Origin of the sequence: Flavobacterium sp. LC2016-23 (assembly GCF_009674775.1) — a bacterium.
Lineage (GTDB): Bacteria > Bacteroidota > Bacteroidia > Flavobacteriales > Flavobacteriaceae > Flavobacterium.
In genome coordinates this window covers 151,611-173,171 of sequence record NZ_WKKE01000005.1, presented here as the reverse complement: position 1 = coordinate 173,171, position 21,561 = coordinate 151,611, and the positions used below count along the sequence as shown (strand labels likewise).

Here is a 21,561-nt window from a genome sequence, read left to right as displayed (position 1 = left end):
GTACAAATTACTAATTTATCTTTAAATGCAAATTACTGATGTTATATTTCGCTATTTTTGAAATATGAAACAACTACTATTCGTCTTATTGTTTATGCCATTACTAATATGGTCACAATCTAATTTTGAAAAAGCGGAGAAGTTGTTTCATGTCAAAAAATACGATGAGGCACAATTGCTTTTTGAAGCCATTTTGAAAACAAGGCCGTCCGATATAAAAACGATTGAATATCTGGGGGAAATTGCTGCGTATCATAAATCGTGGTTAAAAGCGGGAGAATATTTTAAAAAGCTGAAAGAGCTTAAGCCAACAGAAGCAGAGTATTTTTATAAATACGGAGGAGCCTTGGCTATGAGGGCAATGGAGGTAAATAAATTTAAGGCTTTTGGAATGGTAGAGGATATGAAAGAAGCTTTTGAAAAAGCCATTCTTTTAAATCCTAAACATATTCCGGCCAGATGGGCGCTTATAGAATTGTATTTGCAATTACCAGGAATTCTGGGAGGAAGCGAGTCTAAAGCGATTTCCTATTCAAATGAACTTGCAGTTTTGTCAGTGGTAGATGGATATATGTCAAAGGGGAGAATCGATGAGTATTTTAAAAGATTTACATCCGCAGAAAAAAATTATATCAAAGCGAATGAAATTGGTAAATCAAAAACAACATTTCAAAAATTATATAATTTATATTTGAACAAATTAAAAGACCCTAAAAAAGCCAGGGAATTGAAACAAAAGTTTGAGTCATAATAATCAAATCTCAACAACTAAATTTCAGGTAATTATTGAAATTTGGAACTTAAAAATTGGAATTTTAAATGAAAACACATTTCATCGCCATTGGCGGAAGTGCGATGCACAATCTGGCATTAGCATTGCATAACAAAGGATATCAGGTTACAGGAAGTGACGATGCTATTTTTGAACCTTCAAAATCAAGATTGGAAAAAAAAGGAATTCTTCCTGCCGAATTAGGCTGGTTTCCCGAAAAAATAACTTCCGATATCGATGCCATAATTTTAGGGATGCATGCAAAAGCCGATAACCCGGAATTGCTGAAAGCACAGGATTTAGGTTTGAAAATATATTCGTATCCGGAGTTTTTGTACGAACAATCCAAAAACAAAACGCGTGTTGTTATTGGAGGTTCCCATGGGAAAACGACAATTACTTCGATGATTTTGCACGTTATGCATTACCACAATATAGCAGTAGATTATATGGTTGGAGCGCAATTGGAAGGCTTTGATACTATGGTACATCTGACAGAAGAGAACGATTTTGTCGTTTTGGAAGGTGATGAATATTTATCTTCCCCGATTGACAGACGCCCGAAATTTCATTTGTATCAGCCCAATATTGCCCTGATTTCAGGAATTGCCTGGGATCATATTAATGTTTTCCCCACCTATGAAAATTACGTAGAGCAATTCGAAATTTTCATTGGAAAAATTACAAACGGCGGTATTTTGGTCTACAATGAAAATGATCCTGAAGTAAAACGCGTTTCAGAGGCGGCAACTAATCCAATTCGTAAGTTAGCGTATCACACACCGGAATATACCGTTAATGATGGTGTTACGCTTTTAAAAACGCCGGAAGGGGACATGCCGATCGAAGTTTTCGGAGCCCATAACTTAAACAACTTAGCCGGAGCCAAATGGATCTGTCAGAACATGGGAGTTGACGAAGCTGATTTCTATGAAGCAATAGCAAGTTTTAAAGGAGCTTCCAAACGCCTGGAGAAAATTGCAGAAGGACAAGGGAAAGTAGCCTACAAAGATTTTGCACATTCACCAAGTAAAGTAGCTGCAACGACCAAAGCCGTAAAAGAACAATATCCGAATAGAACCTTAGTCGCTTGTCTAGAATTGCATACCTACAGCAGCTTAAATGCGGAGTTCTTAAAGGAATATGAAGGCGCTTTGGAATATGCTGATGTTGCGGTAGTATTCTACTCACCGGATGCCGTAAAAATCAAACAACTTGAAGAAGTTACTTATGACCAAATTGCAACGTCCTTTAATAGAAAAGACCTGATTATTTATACAAATCCTGTTGAATTCAAGGAGTATCTATTTAATTTAAATCTCGAAAATTCCGCTTTGCTTTTAATGAGTTCAGGAAATTACGGAGGATTAAATTTTGATGAGGTAAAAGGTCTTATTAATTAGAGAATTAGATAATTTGAAAATGAGATAATGGCCAATTGCAGTTTTGTGATTGGCTTTTTTTTATTTTAAATTTTTATTGGGATTTGGAATTTCAAGTTTGGAATTTCAAGTTTGGAATTTTATTTCCAATAACGGTAGTGTCCTGTAATTTCATATTCAAATAAACAATCTTCCAGAACCTGGCCTCCGCCAATGTTATGCACAATGAGATTTCGTTTTCCGTCTTTTGATTTTTTGTTGGTAACGATCCCGATGTGAGGAAGCTTTCCGTTGATCATCCAGGTTACTATTTCTCCTGTTTTATAAGTGGCAGGATCTTGGCTTACAGTAAGTTTTTCGCCTTTTCTTTCAAAGAAAACTTCTAAATTGGGCACTCTTCTGTGATCGATGTTGGTGTCAGTTTTTGTCATTCCCCATTTTTCCAGATTGGGATATTCAGTAAAATAGGTAACCATATCTTCATGGACTTCTTTTTGTAAATCAATACCTAATTTTCTGTACGAGCGAATGATGACATCTGTACACACACCTTTGTTCTTAGGAACATCACCGTTAGGATAGGCTATTGAAAAATAAGCTGGATCATAATCTATTGTCGGGTCGATTACAGATATGGCAGCATCAGATAATCTTTCTTCAAATGTTTTTGTGGTTGCGCTAGTTGGGAGAGATGCAGTTTGTTCTTTTTCTTTCTGCTGGCAGGAATATGATAAGAGCACGAACAAAAGAATATAAATCTGTTTCATCTTTTTTGTTTTAAAATTAAGGATAATAAAAATAACAATTTATATTTTAATGAATGAATTTTCTTATTTTTTTATTAGTTTAGCAGAATAAGATATTATTTAATTTAGTACCAATGGAGGCCCAATATTTTCCTATTACAAAATGGTCAGACGAAGACAAACCGCGTGAAAAATTAATGTCAAAAGGTAAAAGTGTTTTAAGTAACGCTGAGTTAATTGCGATTTTGATTGGTTCAGGGAGCAGAAACGAATCAGCTGTTAGTTTGAGCAAAAGAATTTTGGCTGGGGCCGATAGTCTGAATACACTTGGTAAGATGTCTGTTTCAGAATTGATGAATTTCAAAGGAATTGGGCAGGCCAAAGCAATAATGATTATAGCAGCCTTAGAACTGGGGCGTCGCAGAAGAGCTGAAGATACTCTGGAATTAACTAAAATTACATCCAGTAAAATGGTTTTTGACATTATGCAGCCCATAATTGGCGAATTGCCACATGAAGAATTTTGGGTGCTTTTTCTGAATAATTCGAATAAAGTGATTTCTAAATCCCAATTAAGTAAAGGAGGGATATCAGGTACAATTGTCGATGTGCGTTTGGTTTTTAAATTGGCTTTAGAAATTAATGCTACAGGCTTGATTTTGTGTCACAATCACCCTTCAGGAGCATTAAAGCCAAGTGATGCCGATATAAAAATTACAAAGAAATTAAAATGGGCAGGGGATAGCTTAGATGTTAAAGTTTTAGACCATTTGATTATTACTGAAACAAAATATTATAGTTTTGTAGATGAAGGAATTTTTTAATATATGAGTACTACTATTACCGATATCTTTTTCGATTTAGACCACACACTTTGGGATTTTGATAAAAATTCAGCGATGGCTTTCGATCGCATTTTTAAAGCTAATTACCCGCACATAATCACAGCTGATTTTATAGAGAAGTACATGCCCATCAATCAGGCGTGCTGGAAATTATACCAACATGATAAAATTACCCATAAGGAGTTGCGTTATAACCGGCTGAAATTCTCCTTTGACGCTCTAAATCACGAGATTTCGGATCGCGATATTGATGCCATTGCAAACGATTATATTGAACTTTTAACAGAGAATAATTATCTTTTTGATGGCGCTATTGAAGTTCTGGAATATTTGAAGCCAAAATACAGATTACATATCATTACTAACGGCTTTGCCGGTGTTCAGGATAAAAAAATCAGGAATGCACAACTATCGGATTATTTTGTTACCATAACAAATTCAGAGCTGGCGGGTGTAAAAAAGCCAAATAGTATTATCTTTGATTATGCATTGAATCTGGCTCAGGCTGCAAAGGAAAATTCAATTATGATTGGAGACTGCCTAGATGCAGATGTAAATGGGGCATTGAATGCCGGTTTAGATGCGATCTTCTTTAATGATAAGAAAATTGAAGCACCTGAAAACATTAAACAAATAAATCATTTATTAGAACTTAAAAAATATTTATAATTATGAGAATTAAATTTTTATTGATTGCACTTTTAGTTTCAGTTATTGGATTTTCACAATCTGTTAACGATTACAAAGCTGTAATTATTCCGTTAAAATATGAATTTCTTAAGACCGATAATCAGTACAGATTAGCCACGAGTACTAAATCAAATTTAGTAAAGGCCGGTTTTAAAGCATTTTATGTCAATGAAGAAATTCCTGCCGAATTTAGTGATCGTTGTCAGCTTTTATACGTTGATGTAAAAAAAGAAAATGGTTTCCTGGTGACAAAGCTTTTTGTTCAGTTAAAAGATTGCTACGGAAAAATAGTTTATACTTCTGAAATTGGAAAAAGTAAGGAGAAAGATTATGAGATTGCTTACAGAGAAGCTCTTGAACAGGCATTCGTGTCTGTAAATGCCTTACATTATAAATACAGTGGAAATGCTGTTGCAGCAACATCTGCGGTTAAAGTGTCTAACGCTGGTGCATCACTTCCTGTTGTAACTAATACAGTTGTTGCTGCTCCGGTTGCAGATGTTTCAGATCCGAATTTACTTTATGCACAGCCTACTGAAACAGGATATCAATTAATTGATAAAACGCCAAAAGTAGTAATGAAATTACTTAAAACGTCTCGTGCCGATTCGTTTATAGCAATTAAAGATGGCATTCAGGGAACTTTAAATGCTAAAGATAATCAGTGGTTCTTTGAATATTACCAAAATGATAAAATGGTATCTGAAAAAGTATCCGTTAAATTCTAAAATATAAAATAAGGTTTTAGTAACCATATTTGTCTTTCCAGCGGTTCTTTAAAAATTCGCGGTTGCTGTTCTCTCTTGAATTGCTTCCCGGATTGTAAAGAACCGTTTCTTTTATAGCATCCGGTAAAAATTCCTGTTCTGCAAAATTATTGGCATAATCGTGAGAATACTTGTAATCTTCACCATAACCGAGTTCTTTCATCAATTTAGTAGGAGCATTTCTCAAATGAATCGGAACCGGCAAATCACCCGTTTGTTTGACCAATTGCTGTGCATTTCCTATGGCCATATACGAAGCGTTACTTTTGGGCGAAGTAGCCAAATAAATAGCGCACTGACTTAATATAATCCGGCTTTCAGGATAACCAATTGTCGATACAGCCTGAAAGGTATTATTGGCCATAATAAAAGCGGTAGGATTAGCATTTCCAATGTCTTCGCTTGATAAAATCAGCATTCTTCGGGCAATAAATTTTACATCCTCGCCGCCTTCAATCATTCTGGCCAGCCAATAAACAGCTCCATTGGGATCACTTCCCCGGATTGATTTTATAAAGGCAGAAACAATATCGTAATGCTGCTCTCCGGTTTTATCGTACAAAACTGTATTTTGCTGTACCAGTTCAAATACACGGTCATTGGTAATAACAATTTCTCCTTCCGGAGATGCATTCACCACTAATTCAAAGATATTAAGCAATTTTCTGCCATCTCCGCCAGAAAGTCTTAATAAAGCCTCTGTTTCTTTCAGTACTATATTTTTTGAAGCCAATTCAGTATCGGTTTTCATCGCACGCTGTAAAAGGGCTTCGAGATCGTTTTTGCTGAAAGCATTCAGTATATAAACCTGACAGCGGGAAAGTAAGGCGGGTATGACTTCAAAACTTGGATTTTCCGTGGTAGCTCCAATTAATGTGATCCATCCTTTCTCTACAGCAGCCAAAAGAGAATCCTGTTGCGACTTACTAAATCGGTGAATCTCGTCAATAAACAAAATCGGGTTTCTGGCAGTAAATAAACCGCCACTTTGTTTTGCTTTTTCAATGACATCGCGAATATCTTTTACTCCGGAATTTATGGCACTCAAAATATAAAAAGGACGTTTTGATTCCTGTGCAATAATCTGCGCTAATGTCGTTTTTCCGGTTCCCGGCGGCCCCCAAAAGATCAGAGAAGGTATAATGCCTTTTGATATTTGTTGTGTCAACGAACCGTTTGGGCCAACCAAATGCTGCTGACTAATATAATCTTCTAATTTTTGTGGGCGAATACGCTCTGCTAACGGTGCTTCCATTTTGTAAAATTACTGTTTTCAATTTAATTTTGTTATTTTAAGGAGCTAATTCCTGCTGTTTGCTATATCTTTTTCCGGCTAAAGAAGCCAGAAAAAGGATACTTCCCGAAGTCTCGGGACAATCAGGGCTAAAAAGCGTATCTAAGGATATTTTCGGTTAGCTGACAAATTATCAGTAAATTATATTTGGATAGTTTTTTGATAATTAACTTTTGAACCTATTATTGGAATTATGAATGACGATCATTTTAAGTTTTCAAATGCTGTTATCGGACTTCCGGTATTTTTTGTGCTTTTTCTTTGGATAGTGTATTGGTTTCAAATTCGTTTCGATTTTGATTTTTACCAAAACGGAATTTATCCCCGGGATTTTTCAGGTTTACAAGGCGTTTTATTCAGCCCGTTTATTCATGAAAATCTGGGTCATTTGTATAATAACTCTATTCCTCTGTTAGTATTGTTGGCTGCGATGCAGTTTTTTTATCCAAAACAGGTTTATGCGGTTCTTGGTTATGGAATTTTATTCTCGGGCTTGATTACCTGGATCATCGGCAGGGAAAATTATCATATTGGAGCAAGTGGATTAATTTATGTATTGGTAAGTTTTATCTTTTTTAAAGGAATACAGACCAGATATTACAGATTAGTTGCGTTGTCTTTTTCTGTCGTTTTACTTTATGGCGGGATGATTTGGTATGTTTTTCCGGATGTTGATAATACAATTTCCTGGGAAGGACATCTGGCTGGTTTTGTAACGGGTTTTGCGCTTACCCTTTTTTATAAAACTCCTGATTATGCGAAGCCGATTGTTTACGAGTGGCAAAAACCAGATTTTAATCCGGAAGCCGATCCTTTTATGAAGCATTTTGATGCAGAGGGTAATTTTGTCAATACGGAAGTTCAGGAAGAGGAAGCAGAGGATTTAATGACTTATTTTAATTCAAATGTTTTAGTGAATTACACAATTAGAAAAAGTGAAGAGCTAGATAAAAATGAATAGCTTGAATAGGCTGAACGGAACTTTCATTACCGATAGTAAGTACAAAGTAAGAAGATTGATTTAAAATTCGCTTTCAGGCTTCATAAAAAAAATCCATAACAGTTTTACAAAAGACTGTTATGGATACTGAATATTTTTTGTTGTAATCACTTTAAGGTTGAGTAATGAAGCATTTTATTTTATTTAAAATGATCCGATACCAATCTGGAGATTTTGATTGTTAACTTCTTTGGCGGACAGCTTCGTATAAAAAAGCACCACAGGCCACCGATACATTTAAAGAACCTATTGTTCCAAACATTGGAAGTTTTGCTTTTTCATCTACAATTTTAAGTACCGAAGGGTTTATTCCACGGTCTTCAGATCCCATAATAATGGCCACAGGTTCATTTAATGATAAATCATAAATATTGTGCTCAGTTTTTTCAGTTGCAGCAACAGTTTTAATTCCTGATCCCTGAAGATAGAATATAGCATCTTTTATATGCTCCACTTTACAGATTGGAACATTAAAAACAGCACCTGCTGATGTTTTTACAGTATCTCCGTTTACAGGGGCAGATCCGGCTTTTTGAACAATAATTCCGTTTACACCGGTACATTCGGCAGTACGGATAATAGCACCAAAATTTCTTGCATCCGAGATTTGATCCAATATTAGAAACAAGGGTTTTGCACCGGATTCAATGGTAGATTCTACAAGGTGTTCTAAGTCAATAAAACCAATAGGTGAAATTGTTGCTACAGCACCCTGATGATTATTGGGTGTTAATCTGTTTAGCTTTTCTACAGGGACATAAGAGAAATTGATGTTGGCGCGTTTCATCACCTTCATTAAATCTTTCATTAATTCACCTGAAATTTCCTTTTGGATGAATACTTTGTCTACTTCCTTACCTGCCTGAATTGCTTCTATAATGGCTCTAATTCCAAATATTTGATGTTCTTTTTCCATGGGGCAAATATAGGCATAATGTTGATATAAAAAAAAACCACTCTGAATGAACAGAGTGGTTTTAATATGTTTATTTGAGAATAAATTAGAATTTATCCCAGAATAATTTTGTTGTTAGTAAATCTCCACCGATAGCTGTAGATGCAGCTTTCCAGTTTGAGTTATTTACTTGTTGTTCTTTCACAGGGTAAGCCATTCTTACCGGAACTTTACCACCAGCATTAGTAATAGCTGTAGCAGGAGCTAATAAAACAGGGAAGTCTAATCTTCTCCAGAAATTCCAGGAAGTGATACCTTGATTAAACATCGCTACCCAGGCTTGCTCTCCAATTGATTTTTTCCAATTAACTGCATCATATGGGTTAGCTGCAAGATAAGTTGCTGCTTCTGTCGGTGTTCCACCCCATTCTACGATAGAAGCGGTAACAGCTGTATTGTAAGCTGTTGCAGCAGCAGCAGTGTTCCAACGGGCGTTAGCTTCAGCAACATAGAAAGCAACCTCAGTATAGTTCAGGATAATACCAGGGGTTGTTGGTGTATAAGCAAATTCTCCAATATTTGAGAAATCTGCAAATTCTCCACCTTCACCAATTGTTTGACCGATGTATGCTCCATTAACATCTGTATAATATTTACTGATCCTTGGGTCATTCTTAGCATTCATGTAATCAACTAATGTTTTACCTGCTATATAGTCATTTCTTCCACTAGCAGCTAAGTTCTCATACAAAGGATTGTAATTTGGAGAGTCAGCAAAATATACTAATTGGCAATTATCTGCTGCAGATGTCATTACTCCGGCAGCAATAGCTGAAGTTGCAGTAGTTTGTGCTAAAGTTGGATTAGAATCTGCAATTCCGATTGCAAGTTTTAATTTTAAAGAGTTAGCCATTGTACGCCACTTTGAAATATCACCTTTATAATAATTGTCACCAACATCAAAAGATCCAAAACCAGCAGCCGTGGTATCTAAGTTAGCAATGTCAGCATTAATTCTTGCAATCAAGTCTGTGTAGATTGTAGCTGCATCATCATATGCTGGTAATGGGAAAGCTAAAATATCTGCAGATTGAGTATAAGGAATATTTCCAAAAGTGTCAACTAGCATTTGGTACGTGTAAACTTGAAGAATATCAATTATTGCTAATTGATTCTTTTTGTTCTTTGTCCAATTTGCTGCTTCAGTTGCAGTTGGTGAATAAGCATTGATTATATTTTTAGCTTTAACCAGATTGTTTATAACATTGGTATAATTATCTGAAAAAATCTGATTAGAAACGTTTCTGTTCGTAAAGTCATAATTACTTTCGTTAACATACGTTGTTTCTTGCCAATATTGCATCGTAAGTCTAAAGTTATTTTCGTTTACACTTGGTGTATTTACGTAATCACTTAATTCCTTTTCTGCATAATTTATCAGCGATCCCGGCACAGTGGTATACGCACTGTTTGGATCTAAGTTTGTATCCTCACTAACACAAGCTGTCATTGACAGGCCTACTGCTAGTATTGCTATGATTTTTTTCATTTTATTTTTTTTTAAAAATTAACTTTGACATTAAAAGAAATATTTCTTGTTGTCGGCATAGGTCCAGATTGGTATCCTGATGTGTTACCTGAAGACAATCCAGCTTCTGGATCAGAATATGGTAAACTTTTGTCAATGATCCAAAGATTGTTACCTATTAAGCTAAATGAAGCTCCTTTTATAGACTCTCCTAATATGCTTGATGGAAGATTATATGTCAATACAACTTCTCTTAATTTTACAAATCCGGCATCGTAAACAAATGCAGCTGCAGGAGGATCTGTACCTAAAACCTGGCTAGATTGCGATCTGTCTAATCTTGTAGTATTTGTGATGTATTGTGGTTGAGTTCCTCCTGGAGTGTAAGCAGGATTTGCCATAACACCTTTTAGAATTTCACCACCATTATTAGCTAATGTGTTTCTTATTGGGAATCCTAAATCATTGTTTCCAACTGAATTAGCATAAATACCTGTTCCGTATCCGTAGTATTGATCCAATGAGAAAACACTTCCTCCTTTTTTCACATCAATTAAGAAACTGAAAGAAACGTTTTTGTAAGTGAATTTGTTGTTGATACCACCTGTCCAGTCAGCTTGGTATGTTCCAAGTTTGTTGTCAGTAGTAGTAGAAACTACGTAAGCACCGTTGTCTCCAATGATTCTGTTTCCGGAAGCATCAAGTACATATGTTGTTCCCCAAATTTGACCGTAATCCTGATTAAGAGGAGCATTGATACTAACACCACCCTGAAGTGAGTTAATGTTGATGTTCTCAATACCAGGTGCCAATTCTGTAACTTTAGTATTTGGGTTAGACCAGTTTACATTAATATCCCAAGTAAAGTTTGCTGTTTTAAAAGGTGTAGCATTAAGTGTAACCTCAAATCCTTTTGTTGTTAATGTACCAGCATTAAGAGTGTTGAATGCTACTCCAGTCGCATTTGATACAGGTAATGGTAAAATTTGATCGTACGCTTTGTTTTGGAACCAAGCAACATCAAATCCAAATCTGTTTTTTGCAAATTGCATGTTCAAACCTAACTCAACGTTGTCTAACTGTTGTGGTTTTAAGTTTGGATTTTTCGCAGTAGTGTTGAATGAGTACACTGGAGATCCGAATGCATTTCTTGGAGTATATTGATCTTGTAATTGGTTAGGATCTGTATCAGAACCTACTTGCGCGTAAGCTGCTCTCAATTTACCAAAACTGATGAATTCAACATCTTTTAACCAGTTTGAGAAAACAACACTTCCTGATACTGCAGAGTACCAATATGCGTTATTGTCTTCAGGTAAAGCTGATGATTGATCTCTTCTTACAGAACCTTCTAAGTAGTATGTTCCTTTATAACCTAATGTTGCTTGTCCAAATAAACCAAGTACTTCTTTTCTTGTATCTATGATTCTAGGTAAAGCCGGAGTAGATGCAGAGTTAGAAATGGTGTATAAACCAGGAATATATAATCCTCCTGAAGTCATTTGTTGATTGCTGAATCTGTTTTGTACGTTGTAGTTAGTTCCTAAAAGTACATTAAGATTTAAATCTTCCGTTAAGTCTTTTTTGTATGTAGCTAAGAAATCATAATTTTGCTCGCTAAAATTGTAAAGATCTAAAGCATAACCTGAAGGTTGTGCAGGCAAGTTTTGTAAATTTGAGTTAGAACCTAATGTTGCTGGTACTGAACCTACAGCTATTCTGTCCTCAGTTTTCATGGTAAATCCATCAGTACCCATTCTTCCGGTTAAACTGAACTCTTTAGATACGTCATAAGTTATACTTGCATTTGCAGCAAATCTTTGTCTGCTGTCGTTGTTGTAATTTTGGTATCTGGTAAAATAAGGGTTGTCCCAGTAAGCAGGTGCTATAGTAGTAGCATTTGTTTGGTTCCAGCTAAAGTTTTGACTACCCATTTCGTAGAACTTCTTCTGATCATTTATGTCAACGTTGTTCGCCCACCACTGTCTGAAACCTGCCATGTTATTTCCACCGTAACCTGTTGTATTTCTGTTACGAGTGTTTTGCCCTACATAAGTTGCATTAAATGTTGAACTTAATTTATCGTTAAATTTGTAAGTTGCAGATGCGTTAAAGTTATTCTTACTTAATAAAGCATTTGGTAAGATATCGGTACTATTTGTGTTCGCGTACGTTAATCTGTAAGTTGCTTTTTCTGTACCACCAGTTAACGCGATGTTATTAATAGTAGATGTAGCGGTTTCAAAAAATTCGATAGGATCATTTTTAGCAGCAACCCATGGAGTTCTTTGTCCAAAAGTAGCAGAACCAGGAATGAATGAATCATATTGGTAAACTAAAGAACCATCATATTTAGGCCCGTAAGAGGCATCATCACCAGTTCTAGCTCTTGGCTGTCCTAAGTAAGTTGAGAATCTTTGTCCAAAGTATCCTTGACCGTATTCTTTTTGGTATTCAGGGAAAGTCTTTTTGTCAACTGTAGACATAGTGTAAGAAGATGAAAATTCTACAGATAAGTCAGTTTTTGATTTTCCTTTTTTAGTTGTAATAATGATCGCTCCATTTTGTGCTCTTGATCCGTAAAGAGCTGTTGCAGCAGCGCCTTTTAATACGTTGATCTCAGCAATGTTATTTGGGTTGATGTCAGAAGCAGCATTACCATAATCGTAACCACCTCTACCGCTTTTTTGATCGGCACTATTCACGTTATTGTTCAAGATAGGCACACCATCTACAACAAATAAAGCCTGGTTATCACCTAAAATAGATTTAAAACCTCTAAGAACTACGTTAGTAGATCCTCCAAAGTTAGTTCCATTAGTTACGTTAAGACCAGCAACTTTTCCAGATAAGTTATTTACGAAGTTTCCTGTTGGAACTGTTCCTACTTGTTCTGCTGATACTGATTGAGCAGAGTAACCTAGAGATTTTCTTTCTCTTTTAATACCTAAAGCTGTTGTTACAACAACTGCTTCAAGTTCATTTGTGTCAGCACCTAATTTTACATTGATTTGTGATGAACTTGCGGCTACTTCCTGAGATTTCATCCCAATGTAGCTAAATACCAAAATTTGGCTTGTTGATGCTTTGATAGAGAATTTACCATCAAAATCAGTTTGCGTTCCAGTTTTTGTTCCTTTGATCAATACACTTACACCTGGCAAAGGCATACCTGTATTGTCAGAAACCATCCCTGAAACAGATCTTTCTTGCGCGAAAGTTAGTTGCGCCACTAGCACTAATAAAAGCACTAAGAATCCATTGAACTTTAGTTTCATTTTTAAATATTTTGAATTAGTATCGCAAAACTCTTAATAATTTGTTAACTTTCCTAATAAATAAAAATCTTTTTTTGATAAACCTCAAAATTTAACATTATAACATATGTTTATGATAGTGTTATATAATTCGAGGTCTTTAATGTTTTCTCCCCCATTTGTGAGGATAATTTTTAATAAACCGTTTTTGGTCTGTATCGCGGTACCGGCCCCGATTCCTATTAATTTTTTAATTTTATTTTTATTCAAAGTACTTGTCAGGTCTTGATATAAGCCGTAATCTGTAACCGAGTGTATGAATAAATTTTTGGAGACAACATAACGGTATTCTGTAAGAATTAAGGAATTGAAATTTGACTGCAAACTATTTTCTAAAAACCCTCTAATTGAATTTATCCCGCCAAAACGCTGCAATTCGTTGGAAATGTAATTTTTACTTTTTAAATAAAAATTTTGAGAATTTATGTTAATAAAGTTCTTTTCGTTTAATTCAAAATTATAAGAAATGTTTAAGCTGGTGTAAAATTGTTTGCTTGATTCTGCAGTTTCAGGATTGTTATTGGTGTCTCTTTTTCCGTATCCTGTTATAAAATTTGCAAATGCTTTTTTGGGGAAGAGATTATTAGTGTTATCCGATTTTTTATATTCTAAAGTTGAAGTGATATAAGAGTTTTTAAAATCACTAATCGAAAGATTGTTTGTGTTCTGAATATCACTTGATTCTGTAGATTGATAACCCAGGTATATTTTTGAATTATAGTTAAGATAATAACCCAGATCAATGGCAGTTTTGGTATTTTGAAAAGTACTGTCTTGTTTAAATATGTTTAACTGGGCTTTTATACCAAGAGGTGTTTGAAAAATGTACGGAATTTCTAACTTGGTGTCGAATGTTTTTTGTTGATTTCCGTCACTTTTCCAATACAGAGAGAATTTTTCTCCGGAATGAAGAATATTTTGCAAAGTAATGTCAAGATATCCGTTCAGGTTTACTTTTTTATTTTCGTCATTTGAAAAACCTATGTAGCCATCAAAATTATTGGCTCTTCTTTTTTCAATGTAAGTATAGATTTTTGTAGAATCAGTAGTGAATAAAATTTCAGGGTATTTTGTCTGCGATATAAATTCATAGCTATTTATGTCATCGTAGAGTTGTTTTGTTATTTCCTGATTGAATGTTTTGTTAATGTATTTTTTATTAAGCTGTTTGAGATGTCCCTTTGGGAAAAAATCCTTACCGCTGTTATTCGTGTAATTTAGAATAATTGAATTTACAGTGCGTTTTTTTTCGGATTTAAAATTTAAGTCAGCATAAATTGTAGAATTCTTTCTTTGGATGTTTTCGAGTTTTATTTTGCTCAGTGCAAAACCCCGTTTTTCTGCATCGATTATTTTTTGGTTTAAATATTCTTCGGTCTCTTCATAAGGAATAATTACTGTGTCATTTTGTATTTCAGAGGAACTGAAAAAGGAATTATTTCTACCTATATATATATGAATATTTTTAGTTTTATTTTTAAGAGTAATGATATATAAGTAGGTAGAGTCATTTAGTTTGCTGGTTTCTGTTATTTTATGGTCGAGATATCCTTTTTTTAAGAGGATTTTTGATGTTTTTTCTGTTTCCTCGAGCAGTGATTTTATGTTGTTGTGCTTTGTAGTGTAATTTGTGGAATCTATGATTTTGTTTTCGTTTGGATTACTTCCTTTAATTTCTAAATAAAAATGTTGAGCATGACAGCTCAAACTGGTAATGAAAATCAATATTTTAAAAAGTTGTTTCAAGTGTTAAGTGTAGTTTATTAAATGTATTGCAAATATCTATTGTTTGTTTCTAAAATCATAAGGATAAATAATGTTATTGAAAATTAATGATTTAACGTTTGTATAGTGAAAAATATTTTATACATTTGCAACCCCGTAAAAAGCGGGAATTTAATATACATAATAAATTTTTAGTATTAATTATGCCAACAATTCAACAATTAGTAAGAACAGGAAGAACTCAGATCACTAAGAAGAGTAAATCGGTTGCTTTAGATTCTTGTCCTCAAAGAAGAGGGGTTTGTACGCGTGTTTACACTACTACACCAAAAAAACCAAACTCTGCAATGCGTAAAGTTGCGCGTGTACGTTTGACAAATGGTAATGAAGTGAATGCTTACATCCCTGGAGAAGGACACAATCTACAAGAGCACTCGATAGTATTAGTGCGAGGTGGAAGGGTAAAAGATTTACCAGGTGTTAGATATCATATCGTTCGTGGAGCGCTTGACACGTCAGGAGTTGCAGGAAGAACGCAAAGAAGATCTAAGTACGGTGCTAAACGCCCAAAAGAAGCAAAAAAGTAATTTAAAACGTTAAGAGTTGGAGGTTAGGAGTTAAGGGTTAGGGATTGAAACTTTGGTAGAAGTCTGTAACAACATAACATTTAACGGATGACCTATAACTTTTTATTAAAAAAAAGACATGAGAAAAAGAGCGGCAAAGAAAAGACCACTTTTACCAGATCCAAGATTTAACGATCAATTGGTAACACGTTTTGTGAACAACTTAATGTGGGATGGTAAGAAATCTACAGCTTTCAAAGTATTTTATGATGCAATTGACATCATTGAGTCGAAAAAGCAGGATTCAGAAAAATCTTCATTAGAAATTTGGAAAGATGCTTTAACAAACGTTATGCCTCACGTAGAAGTACGTAGTCGTAGAGTAGGTGGAGCTACATTTCAAATTCCAATGCAAATTAGACCAGACAGAAAAATTTCTATGGCAATGAAGTGGTTAATACTTTATTCAAGAAGAAGAAATGAAAAATCTATGGCACAACGTTTAGCGTCAGAATGTTTAGCTGCTGCTAAAGAAGAAGGTGCTGCGGTTAAGAAAAGAATGGATACTCACAAGATGGCAGAAGCTAACAAAGCTTTCTCTCACTTTAGATTTTAATTCGTAAGAAATGGCTAGAGATTTAAAATATACAAGAAATATCGGAATTGCTGCTCACATTGATGCTGGTAAAACAACAACAACTGAGCGTATCCTTTTTTATACTGGAAAGTCACACAAAATTGGTGAAGTACACGATGGTGCTGCAACAATGGACTGGATGGCTCAAGAGCAAGAAAGAGGTATTACAATTACTTCGGCTGCAACAACTTGTGAGTGGAATTTTCCAACGGAACAAGGTAAACTTTTGCCGGAATCATTGCCATACCACTTTAATATTATTGATACTCCCGGACACGTTGACTTTACTGTAGAGGTAAACCGTTCTTTACGTGTACTTGATGGATTGGTTTTCTTGTTTAGTGCTGTTGATGGTGTTGAGCCTCAATCAGAAACTAACTGGAGACTTGCTGATCAGTACAGAGTTCCACGTATGGGATTCGTAAACAAAATGGACCGTCAGGGATCTAACTTTTTGGCAGTTTGTCAACAAGTTCGTGATATGTTAAAATCAAATGCTGTTGCAATCACTTTGCCAATTGGTGAAGAAAATGATTTCAAAGGTGTTGTAGATTTAGTAAAAAACCAGGCTATCATTTGGCACGATGCAACTCAAGGGGCAACTTTTGATATCGTTGAAATTCCTGCTGATATGGTTGCTGAAGTTAAGGAATATAGAGATATCCTTATTGAAGCAGTTGCTGATTACGATGAGAACTTGCTTGATAAGTATATGGAAAATCCAGATTCTATCACAGAAGAAGAAATTAACAATGCTCTAAGAGCTGCAACTATGGATATGGCTATCATCCCGATGATCGCTGGTTCTTCTTTCAAAAACAAAGGAGTTCAGTTCATGTTAGATGCAGTTTGTAAATATTTGCCTTCTCCAATGGACAAGGAAGGTATCGAAGGAATTCACCCTGATGATGCTGAATTGTTAGAAGAAGATCAAACTAAAATCTTGCGTAAGCCAGATGTAAAAGAGCCGTTCGCTGCTTTGGCATTTAAAATTGCTACTGACCCATTCGTAGGTCGTCTAGCTTTCTTCCGTGCTTACTCTGGTCGTTTAGATGCTGGTTCTTATGTTTTGAACACTCGTTCAGGAAATAAAGAAAGAATTTCTCGTATCTACCAAATGCACGCTAACAAACAAAATCCAATCGATTATATCGAGGCTGGAGATATTGGAGCTGCTGTTGGATTTAAAGATATCAAAACTGGAGATACATTGTGTGATGAAAAACACCCAATCATTCTTGAGTCTATGAAATTCCCTGCACCGGTAATTGGTATTGCAATTGAGCCTAAAACTAAAGCTGACGTTGATAAAATGGGTATGGCTTTGGCTAAATTAGCTGAAGAGGATCCAACATTTACTGTTAGAACAGATGAGGCTTCAGGGCAAACTATTATTTCAGGTATGGGTGAGCTTCACTTAGATATCCTTGTAGATCGTATGAAACGTGAATTTAAAGTTGAAGTAAACCAAGGTGAGCCTCAAGTTGAATATAAAGAAGCGTTTACAAGAACTGCAACACACAGAGAGACGTACAAGAAACAATCAGGAGGTCGTGGTAAATTCGGTGATATCGTATTTACACTTGAGCCAGCTGACGAAGTTGATGGTAAAGTTCCTGTTGGATTACAGTTTATCAATGCAGTAAAAGGTGGTAACGTTCCTAAAGAATATATCCCTTCTGTAGAAAAAGGTTTCCGTGAAGCTATGAAAACCGGTCCATTGGCAGGTTATCAGGTGGATAGTTTAAAAGTAACTTTGACGGACGGATCTTTCCACCCTGTCGATTCTGATGCTCTTTCTTTCGAATTAGCTGCAAGAATGGGTTATAGAGAAGTAGCTAAAGCTGCTGGTGCGATTATTTTGGAGCCAATCATGAAAATGGAAGTTATTACTCCTGAAGAAAACATGGGAGATATCGTAGGTGATATCAACCGTCGTAGAGGTCAGGTAAATGACATGGGTGACAGAAACGGTGCTAAAACTATTAAAGCTGATGTGCCTTTATCAGAAATGTTTGGATATGTAACAACATTAAGAACATTGTCTTCTGGTAGAGCTACTTCAACAATGGAGTTTTCTCACTATGCAGAAACACCTTCTAATATTTCAGAAGCTGTAATTAAAAAAGCAAAAGGTAACGCTTAATTCTTAAGAAAATGAGTCAAAAAATCAGAATAAAACTAAAATCTTACGATCACATGTTGGTGGACAAGTCTGCTGAAAAGATCGTAAAAACAGTAAAAACTACTGGAGCAGTTGTAACAGGTCCAATTCCGTTACCAACTCACAAAAAACTTTTCACTGTGTTACGTTCTCCGCACGTTAACAAAAAAGCGAGAGAGCAATTTGAAGTAATGTCATACAAGAGATTGATTGATATTTATTCATCTTCATCTAAAACTATCGATGCATTAATGAAACTTGAATTGCCAAGTGGAGTTGAAGTAGAGATCAAAGTATAATTACATTATATTTTATATAGGAAAGCGAGACAGCAATGTCTCGCTTTTTTTTATGTGATAAATCGAGTGTTTTAATCTGGAGTATATAGGTAAAAGATTTTGGTTTTAGTTTTTGCGGGTGTTGTTTTTCTGGTTTAATTTTCAATCAATGTGTTATAGGAAAAATAGTATATTTGTCTGGTGTAAAAAAAGTACGGGCGATCTCTCGTGTCATATTGCACCAAATAGTTTTTTACCTAATACGTATTATTGAACTTAATTATTATCTTTGAATTATGAGTACAGCAACAAAACCAAATCACATAGGGCGTAAAATCAGTCGTATTCGTGAGCTAAAAGACATGAAGCAAGAAGCCTTAGCGCAGGCCCTGGGAACCAATCAGCAGGCTGTTTCTATTATGGAAAACAGCGAGACTATTGATGAAGAAAAATTAGTTGAAGTAGCAAAGGCTTTGGGCGTAACTGTAGAAGCTATTAAAAATTTCTCGGAAGAAGGGGTGTTTAATTATTTCAACACATTTAATGATACAACTAATAGCGGTGCGTTTAATTTTGGAACGAATCATTGTACATTTCATCCTCTTGATAAATTAGTTGAAGTTTATGAGGAAAATAAAAAATTATATGAACGATTAGTTCAGGCTGAAAAAGATAAAAATGAATATTTAGAAAAATTATTAAAAGAGAAATAGTCTTTTAAATAAAATAAGTAACTTTTAAAAAGACCGCTTCGGGTAACGAAGCGGTCTTTTTTTTATAGGTTATTATAGGGTAGGGAATGATTCGCTTTTTTTGGAGATTGATTAAGATGGGTTTAGTCGTTCTGTATACGAAAATACGTCGCGTAATAAATAAGCTGTAATTTTATTTGTATTTCAGAATAACATTATTTAAGTTTACACTTGTTAATTATTTATTAATTGTAAGAATTGTGTAAGATGAAGAAAATGTTTTTATTTTTAAGTTTGGCTTTTTTGCTGGCAGGTTGTTCAGAAGAAAAGAATGATGTAGAGGTTACCGCAGGGACAGTTGTAAATACTCCTAATGTGAAAGAGTTTAAATCAATTGCTGCCGCAATTGATAATCTTGAGGTGAGTAGTGCAGTAGGGCTCGAAGATCAGCTAGGGGATTATTTGGATCATGACGGTTCTAAGGGATTAAAAAAGGCTTTGGAGAATGCAAAAGCTGCGACTGCAAACACTGTCACTGCAAAAGGGCAGGAGGGGTATCAAGCGGTTGATTTGGATAAGGAATTGCTGGAAGCTGGGTTAACGGATGTTCAGAAAGAGTTTATCTCAAAAATTACGACTTTGTATCCGTTGGAAGATTCAATTAGTGAAAAGGTGGTTGATGATGATGTTATTGTAGGGAATGTAAAAGAAGGTTTGTTGAAAGTAAGAAATGAGGTTTTTGCTGATGAGCGATTAAGTACTGCTCAAAAAGAGCAATTGTATGTTTATGTTGATTTGCAATATTCTACTTTGGAGAGTATCGTGAATTATGCTGAAAAGTTAGTTTCGGCAACTCAAACAGGAAAGTGGAAAATTTCTTTTAAGAAAATAGTAAACATTGTGGTTTCGGTTGTTGTAACCGTAGCTGTTACGGCTGTTATAACTGTTATTAAAGCACCTACTAATATTGCTTTAATTGTGGGTGGGTGTGCTGGGTTTGTTTCGGGGGTTTTGTCTGCCAGTAATAATAATTGTATCAAAATTTGTGGGACAGGTTATTGTAATACATCTTTTAATGATTGTTATTCTAAGAATTACTTAACGGCATTTTCTCCAAGTTATGAAAATTAGTTCCTTAAAAGTTAAGCTAGGTTTTGTTTTTTCTTTTTTCTTTTTGCTAGTTGTTAACGGACAGGTGAAAAAGGAAAAGAATGTTGTATTGTTAAGTAGTTTTATTGTTAACAGTGGAATTTCACAAATGAAGATAAGCGGAGTTGCATTAGAGTCTGAAGAATTTAAGAGCTTTATTGTAAGAGAGAGTGTTTTGGATTCTGTTGAGTTTGAGTTGACTTATATGAATCTGTTTTTTAAGAAAAGAGTTAGAAGATTTAAATACGGTCTTGGGACAGGGAGTAATTATTTTAAGATTAAAAATGTTGGTTACCCTGCTCATCCTGTTGTAGTCGAAATTAGAGAAGAAGATTTGATTCGGTTAAAAAAAAGGAAATCTATTAAAAAGAAAATGAAAGAATTCGGATTGGAATAAAATTTAGGTTTTAGTGTTTAAAGTGAATGCAAAATAATCTTGTAGATGAAAAGTTGGGTTTTGGTAAGATTTGGTTTTTTATTTAGGACTAAAGGATTTCTGTTTTTCTTTATGATAATATCGTTAGTTGTAAATGCTCAAGCGACCGGGAAGATTAGAAAAGTTATTGTCTTGAACGGTGATAAATGGGCAATGGGCATGAATTCATTGCAAATTAACGGGGTTGAGTTAAAACCTGGGTTTGATAATGGAGTGTTATTTGAATGTTCGAATGATTCGATTGTGGTTAAAGTACCCTCGGATATATTGTTGTTTTTTGTCTTGAAGAAAAAAGCTTTCCGTTTTGCTTTGAAAGATGGCGATAATTATTTTTTGTATAAAGCTCCTAGTCTTTTTAATAAAGTTCGTTTCGAAAGTATTGCGGATGATGATCTGGTAAGATTCAAAGAAAAGCGATATGTAAAAAAAGTACTGATGAAATATCGGCTCGAATAGTGTGGAGTGGAATTAATTTTTTATTGATATTGATTTTTGAAATTATGATAAGAAAATAAAGTTTATTTTGTTTTTATTTTAAATAAAAAAGTGAGGCAGAAATGTTTCGCTTTTTTTGTGGTAGTTTCTTGTTTTTTTGTTTTTTGCTTCGTTGTTGTTTTTATTTTTTGCTATTTGCTTTTTTGCTGAATGTCTTTTATTTAGACTGTTGACAGAGTTTCT

The 21,561-nt window shown here is 34.8% G+C and carries 20 protein-coding genes; 14 read left to right on the top strand and 6 right to left on the bottom strand.

What is annotated here, in order from left to right; translation table 11 throughout:
- The first annotated feature begins 64 nt into the window (after positions 1-64).
- Together GJU43_RS06035 and murC are read left to right on the top strand one after the other, a co-directional pair.
- A complete protein-coding gene (locus GJU43_RS06035) occupies positions 65-751 on the top strand; it encodes a lipopolysaccharide assembly protein LapB (RefSeq protein WP_154339889.1) in 687 nt (228 codons plus the stop codon).
- Between the two features lie 68 nt (positions 752-819).
- The gene (gene murC, locus GJU43_RS06030) at positions 820-2,175 is read left to right on the top strand and encodes a UDP-N-acetylmuramate--L-alanine ligase (RefSeq protein WP_154339888.1); all 1,356 of its coding nucleotides are present in this window, start codon (positions 820-822) and stop codon (positions 2,173-2,175) included.
- A gap of 119 nt (positions 2,176-2,294) precedes the next feature.
- Here the strand turns inward: murC and GJU43_RS06025 are convergent, their stop codons facing one another.
- A complete protein-coding gene (locus GJU43_RS06025; protein WP_154339887.1) occupies positions 2,295-2,921 on the bottom strand; it encodes a DUF1287 domain-containing protein in 627 nt (208 codons plus the stop codon).
- A 113-nt stretch (positions 2,922-3,034) separates the two neighbouring features.
- On the opposite strand from GJU43_RS06025, the gene radC reads away from it, so the two are divergent.
- The 3 genes from radC to GJU43_RS06010 are packed head-to-tail and all read left to right on the top strand — an operon-like array spanning position 3,035 to position 5,163.
- On the top strand, positions 3,035-3,724 hold the full coding sequence (gene radC / locus GJU43_RS06020; RefSeq protein WP_154339886.1) for a DNA repair protein RadC: 690 nt from the start codon (positions 3,035-3,037) through the stop codon (positions 3,722-3,724).
- 3 nt (positions 3,725-3,727) lie between these two features.
- Positions 3,728-4,414, top strand: a complete 687-nt coding sequence (locus GJU43_RS06015) for a YjjG family noncanonical pyrimidine nucleotidase (RefSeq protein ID WP_154339885.1) — start codon at positions 3,728-3,730, stop codon at positions 4,412-4,414.
- A 2-nt stretch (positions 4,415-4,416) separates the two neighbouring features.
- Positions 4,417-5,163 (top strand): hypothetical protein, encoded by a 747-nt coding sequence (locus GJU43_RS06010; RefSeq protein WP_154339884.1) that lies wholly within the window; start codon positions 4,417-4,419, stop codon positions 5,161-5,163.
- 16 nt (positions 5,164-5,179) lie between these two features.
- Here GJU43_RS06010 and GJU43_RS06005 read toward each other — a convergent pair whose 3' ends face one another.
- Positions 5,180-6,457, bottom strand: a complete 1,278-nt coding sequence (locus tag GJU43_RS06005) for a replication-associated recombination protein A (protein ID WP_154339883.1) — start codon at positions 6,455-6,457, stop codon at positions 5,180-5,182.
- Between the two features lie 232 nt (positions 6,458-6,689).
- Between GJU43_RS06005 and GJU43_RS06000 the strand changes: the two genes are divergently transcribed.
- Positions 6,690-7,457, top strand: a complete 768-nt coding sequence (locus GJU43_RS06000; protein ID WP_154339882.1) for a rhomboid family intramembrane serine protease — start codon at positions 6,690-6,692, stop codon at positions 7,455-7,457.
- 220 nt (positions 7,458-7,677) lie between these two features.
- Here GJU43_RS06000 and rlmB read toward each other — a convergent pair whose 3' ends face one another.
- From rlmB to GJU43_RS05980, 4 genes are all read right to left on the bottom strand, one after another.
- Positions 7,678-8,412, bottom strand: coding sequence for a 23S rRNA (guanosine(2251)-2'-O)-methyltransferase RlmB (gene rlmB / locus GJU43_RS05995; RefSeq protein ID WP_127338527.1), 735 nt, complete (start codon positions 8,410-8,412; stop codon positions 7,678-7,680).
- Positions 8,413-8,497: 85 nt separating this feature from the next.
- Positions 8,498-9,940, bottom strand: a complete 1,443-nt coding sequence (locus GJU43_RS05990; protein ID WP_154339881.1) for a SusD/RagB family nutrient-binding outer membrane lipoprotein — start codon at positions 9,938-9,940, stop codon at positions 8,498-8,500.
- A gap of 11 nt (positions 9,941-9,951) precedes the next feature.
- Positions 9,952-13,197 carry a SusC/RagA family TonB-linked outer membrane protein gene (locus GJU43_RS05985; RefSeq protein ID WP_154339880.1) on the bottom strand — a complete coding sequence of 1,082 codons (3,246 nt, stop codon included), beginning with the start codon at positions 13,195-13,197 and terminating at the stop codon, positions 9,952-9,954.
- 84 nt (positions 13,198-13,281) lie between these two features.
- Positions 13,282-14,961 carry a hypothetical protein gene (locus tag GJU43_RS05980; protein WP_229655007.1) on the bottom strand — a complete coding sequence of 560 codons (1,680 nt, stop codon included), beginning with the start codon at positions 14,959-14,961 and terminating at the stop codon, positions 13,282-13,284.
- A 203-nt stretch (positions 14,962-15,164) separates the two neighbouring features.
- Between GJU43_RS05980 and rpsL the strand changes: the two genes are divergently transcribed.
- The 8 genes from rpsL to GJU43_RS05940 all read left to right on the top strand — a co-directional run bounded on the left by rpsL (position 15,165) and on the right by GJU43_RS05940 (position 21,339).
- Positions 15,165-15,548 (top strand): 30S ribosomal protein S12, encoded by a 384-nt coding sequence (gene rpsL / locus GJU43_RS05975; RefSeq protein WP_007136570.1) that lies wholly within the window; start codon positions 15,165-15,167, stop codon positions 15,546-15,548.
- Between the two features lie 118 nt (positions 15,549-15,666).
- Entirely contained in the window at positions 15,667-16,143 is a 477-nt protein-coding gene (gene rpsG, locus GJU43_RS05970; protein WP_007803600.1) for a 30S ribosomal protein S7, read from the top strand.
- A gap of 10 nt (positions 16,144-16,153) precedes the next feature.
- Positions 16,154-18,310, top strand: coding sequence for an elongation factor G (gene fusA, locus GJU43_RS05965; protein WP_154339879.1), 2,157 nt, complete (start codon positions 16,154-16,156; stop codon positions 18,308-18,310).
- Positions 18,311-18,321: 11 nt separating this feature from the next.
- The gene (gene rpsJ, locus GJU43_RS05960; protein ID WP_007803605.1) at positions 18,322-18,627 is read left to right on the top strand and encodes a 30S ribosomal protein S10; all 306 of its coding nucleotides are present in this window, start codon (positions 18,322-18,324) and stop codon (positions 18,625-18,627) included.
- A gap of 275 nt (positions 18,628-18,902) precedes the next feature.
- Positions 18,903-19,319 (top strand): helix-turn-helix domain-containing protein, encoded by a 417-nt coding sequence (locus GJU43_RS05955; protein ID WP_154339878.1) that lies wholly within the window; start codon positions 18,903-18,905, stop codon positions 19,317-19,319.
- A gap of 246 nt (positions 19,320-19,565) precedes the next feature.
- Entirely contained in the window at positions 19,566-20,429 is an 864-nt protein-coding gene (locus GJU43_RS05950; protein ID WP_154339877.1) for a lipoprotein, read from the top strand.
- Entirely contained in the window at positions 20,419-20,844 is a 426-nt protein-coding gene (locus GJU43_RS05945) for a hypothetical protein (protein ID WP_154339876.1), read from the top strand. The genes GJU43_RS05950 and GJU43_RS05945 overlap by 11 nt, the downstream gene beginning before the upstream one ends.
- A 45-nt stretch (positions 20,845-20,889) precedes the next feature.
- Positions 20,890-21,339 (top strand): hypothetical protein, encoded by a 450-nt coding sequence (locus GJU43_RS05940; protein ID WP_154339875.1) that lies wholly within the window; start codon positions 20,890-20,892, stop codon positions 21,337-21,339.
- Positions 21,340-21,561: the final 222 nt, after the last annotated feature.

Bases quoted from the DNA above. Each gene is read 5' to 3' on its own strand.
- GJU43_RS06035 (WP_154339889.1), top strand. From the start codon at position 65: ATGAAACAACTACTATTCGTCTTATTGTTTATGCCATTACTAATATGG.
- murC (WP_154339888.1), top strand. From the start codon at position 820: ATGAAAACACATTTCATCGCCATTGGCGGAAGTGCGATGCACAATCTG.
- GJU43_RS06025 (WP_154339887.1), bottom strand. From the start codon at position 2,921: ATGAAACAGATTTATATTCTTTTGTTCGTGCTCTTATCATATTCCTGC.
- radC (WP_154339886.1), top strand. From the start codon at position 3,035: ATGGAGGCCCAATATTTTCCTATTACAAAATGGTCAGACGAAGACAAA.
- GJU43_RS06015 (WP_154339885.1), top strand. From the start codon at position 3,728: ATGAGTACTACTATTACCGATATCTTTTTCGATTTAGACCACACACTT.
- GJU43_RS06010 (WP_154339884.1), top strand. From the start codon at position 4,417: ATGAGAATTAAATTTTTATTGATTGCACTTTTAGTTTCAGTTATTGGA.
- GJU43_RS06005 (WP_154339883.1), bottom strand. From the start codon at position 6,457: ATGGAAGCACCGTTAGCAGAGCGTATTCGCCCACAAAAATTAGAAGAT.
- GJU43_RS06000 (WP_154339882.1), top strand. From the start codon at position 6,690: ATGAATGACGATCATTTTAAGTTTTCAAATGCTGTTATCGGACTTCCG.
- rlmB (WP_127338527.1), bottom strand. From the start codon at position 8,412: ATGGAAAAAGAACATCAAATATTTGGAATTAGAGCCATTATAGAAGCA.
- GJU43_RS05990 (WP_154339881.1), bottom strand. From the start codon at position 9,940: ATGAAAAAAATCATAGCAATACTAGCAGTAGGCCTGTCAATGACAGCT.
- GJU43_RS05985 (WP_154339880.1), bottom strand. From the start codon at position 13,197: ATGAAACTAAAGTTCAATGGATTCTTAGTGCTTTTATTAGTGCTAGTG.
- rpsL (WP_007136570.1), top strand. From the start codon at position 15,165: ATGCCAACAATTCAACAATTAGTAAGAACAGGAAGAACTCAGATCACT.
- rpsG (WP_007803600.1), top strand. From the start codon at position 15,667: ATGAGAAAAAGAGCGGCAAAGAAAAGACCACTTTTACCAGATCCAAGA.
- fusA (WP_154339879.1), top strand. From the start codon at position 16,154: ATGGCTAGAGATTTAAAATATACAAGAAATATCGGAATTGCTGCTCAC.
- rpsJ (WP_007803605.1), top strand. From the start codon at position 18,322: ATGAGTCAAAAAATCAGAATAAAACTAAAATCTTACGATCACATGTTG.
- GJU43_RS05955 (WP_154339878.1), top strand. From the start codon at position 18,903: ATGAGTACAGCAACAAAACCAAATCACATAGGGCGTAAAATCAGTCGT.
- GJU43_RS05950 (WP_154339877.1), top strand. From the start codon at position 19,566: ATGAAGAAAATGTTTTTATTTTTAAGTTTGGCTTTTTTGCTGGCAGGT.
- GJU43_RS05945 (WP_154339876.1), top strand. From the start codon at position 20,419: ATGAAAATTAGTTCCTTAAAAGTTAAGCTAGGTTTTGTTTTTTCTTTT.
- GJU43_RS05940 (WP_154339875.1), top strand. From the start codon at position 20,890: ATGAAAAGTTGGGTTTTGGTAAGATTTGGTTTTTTATTTAGGACTAAA.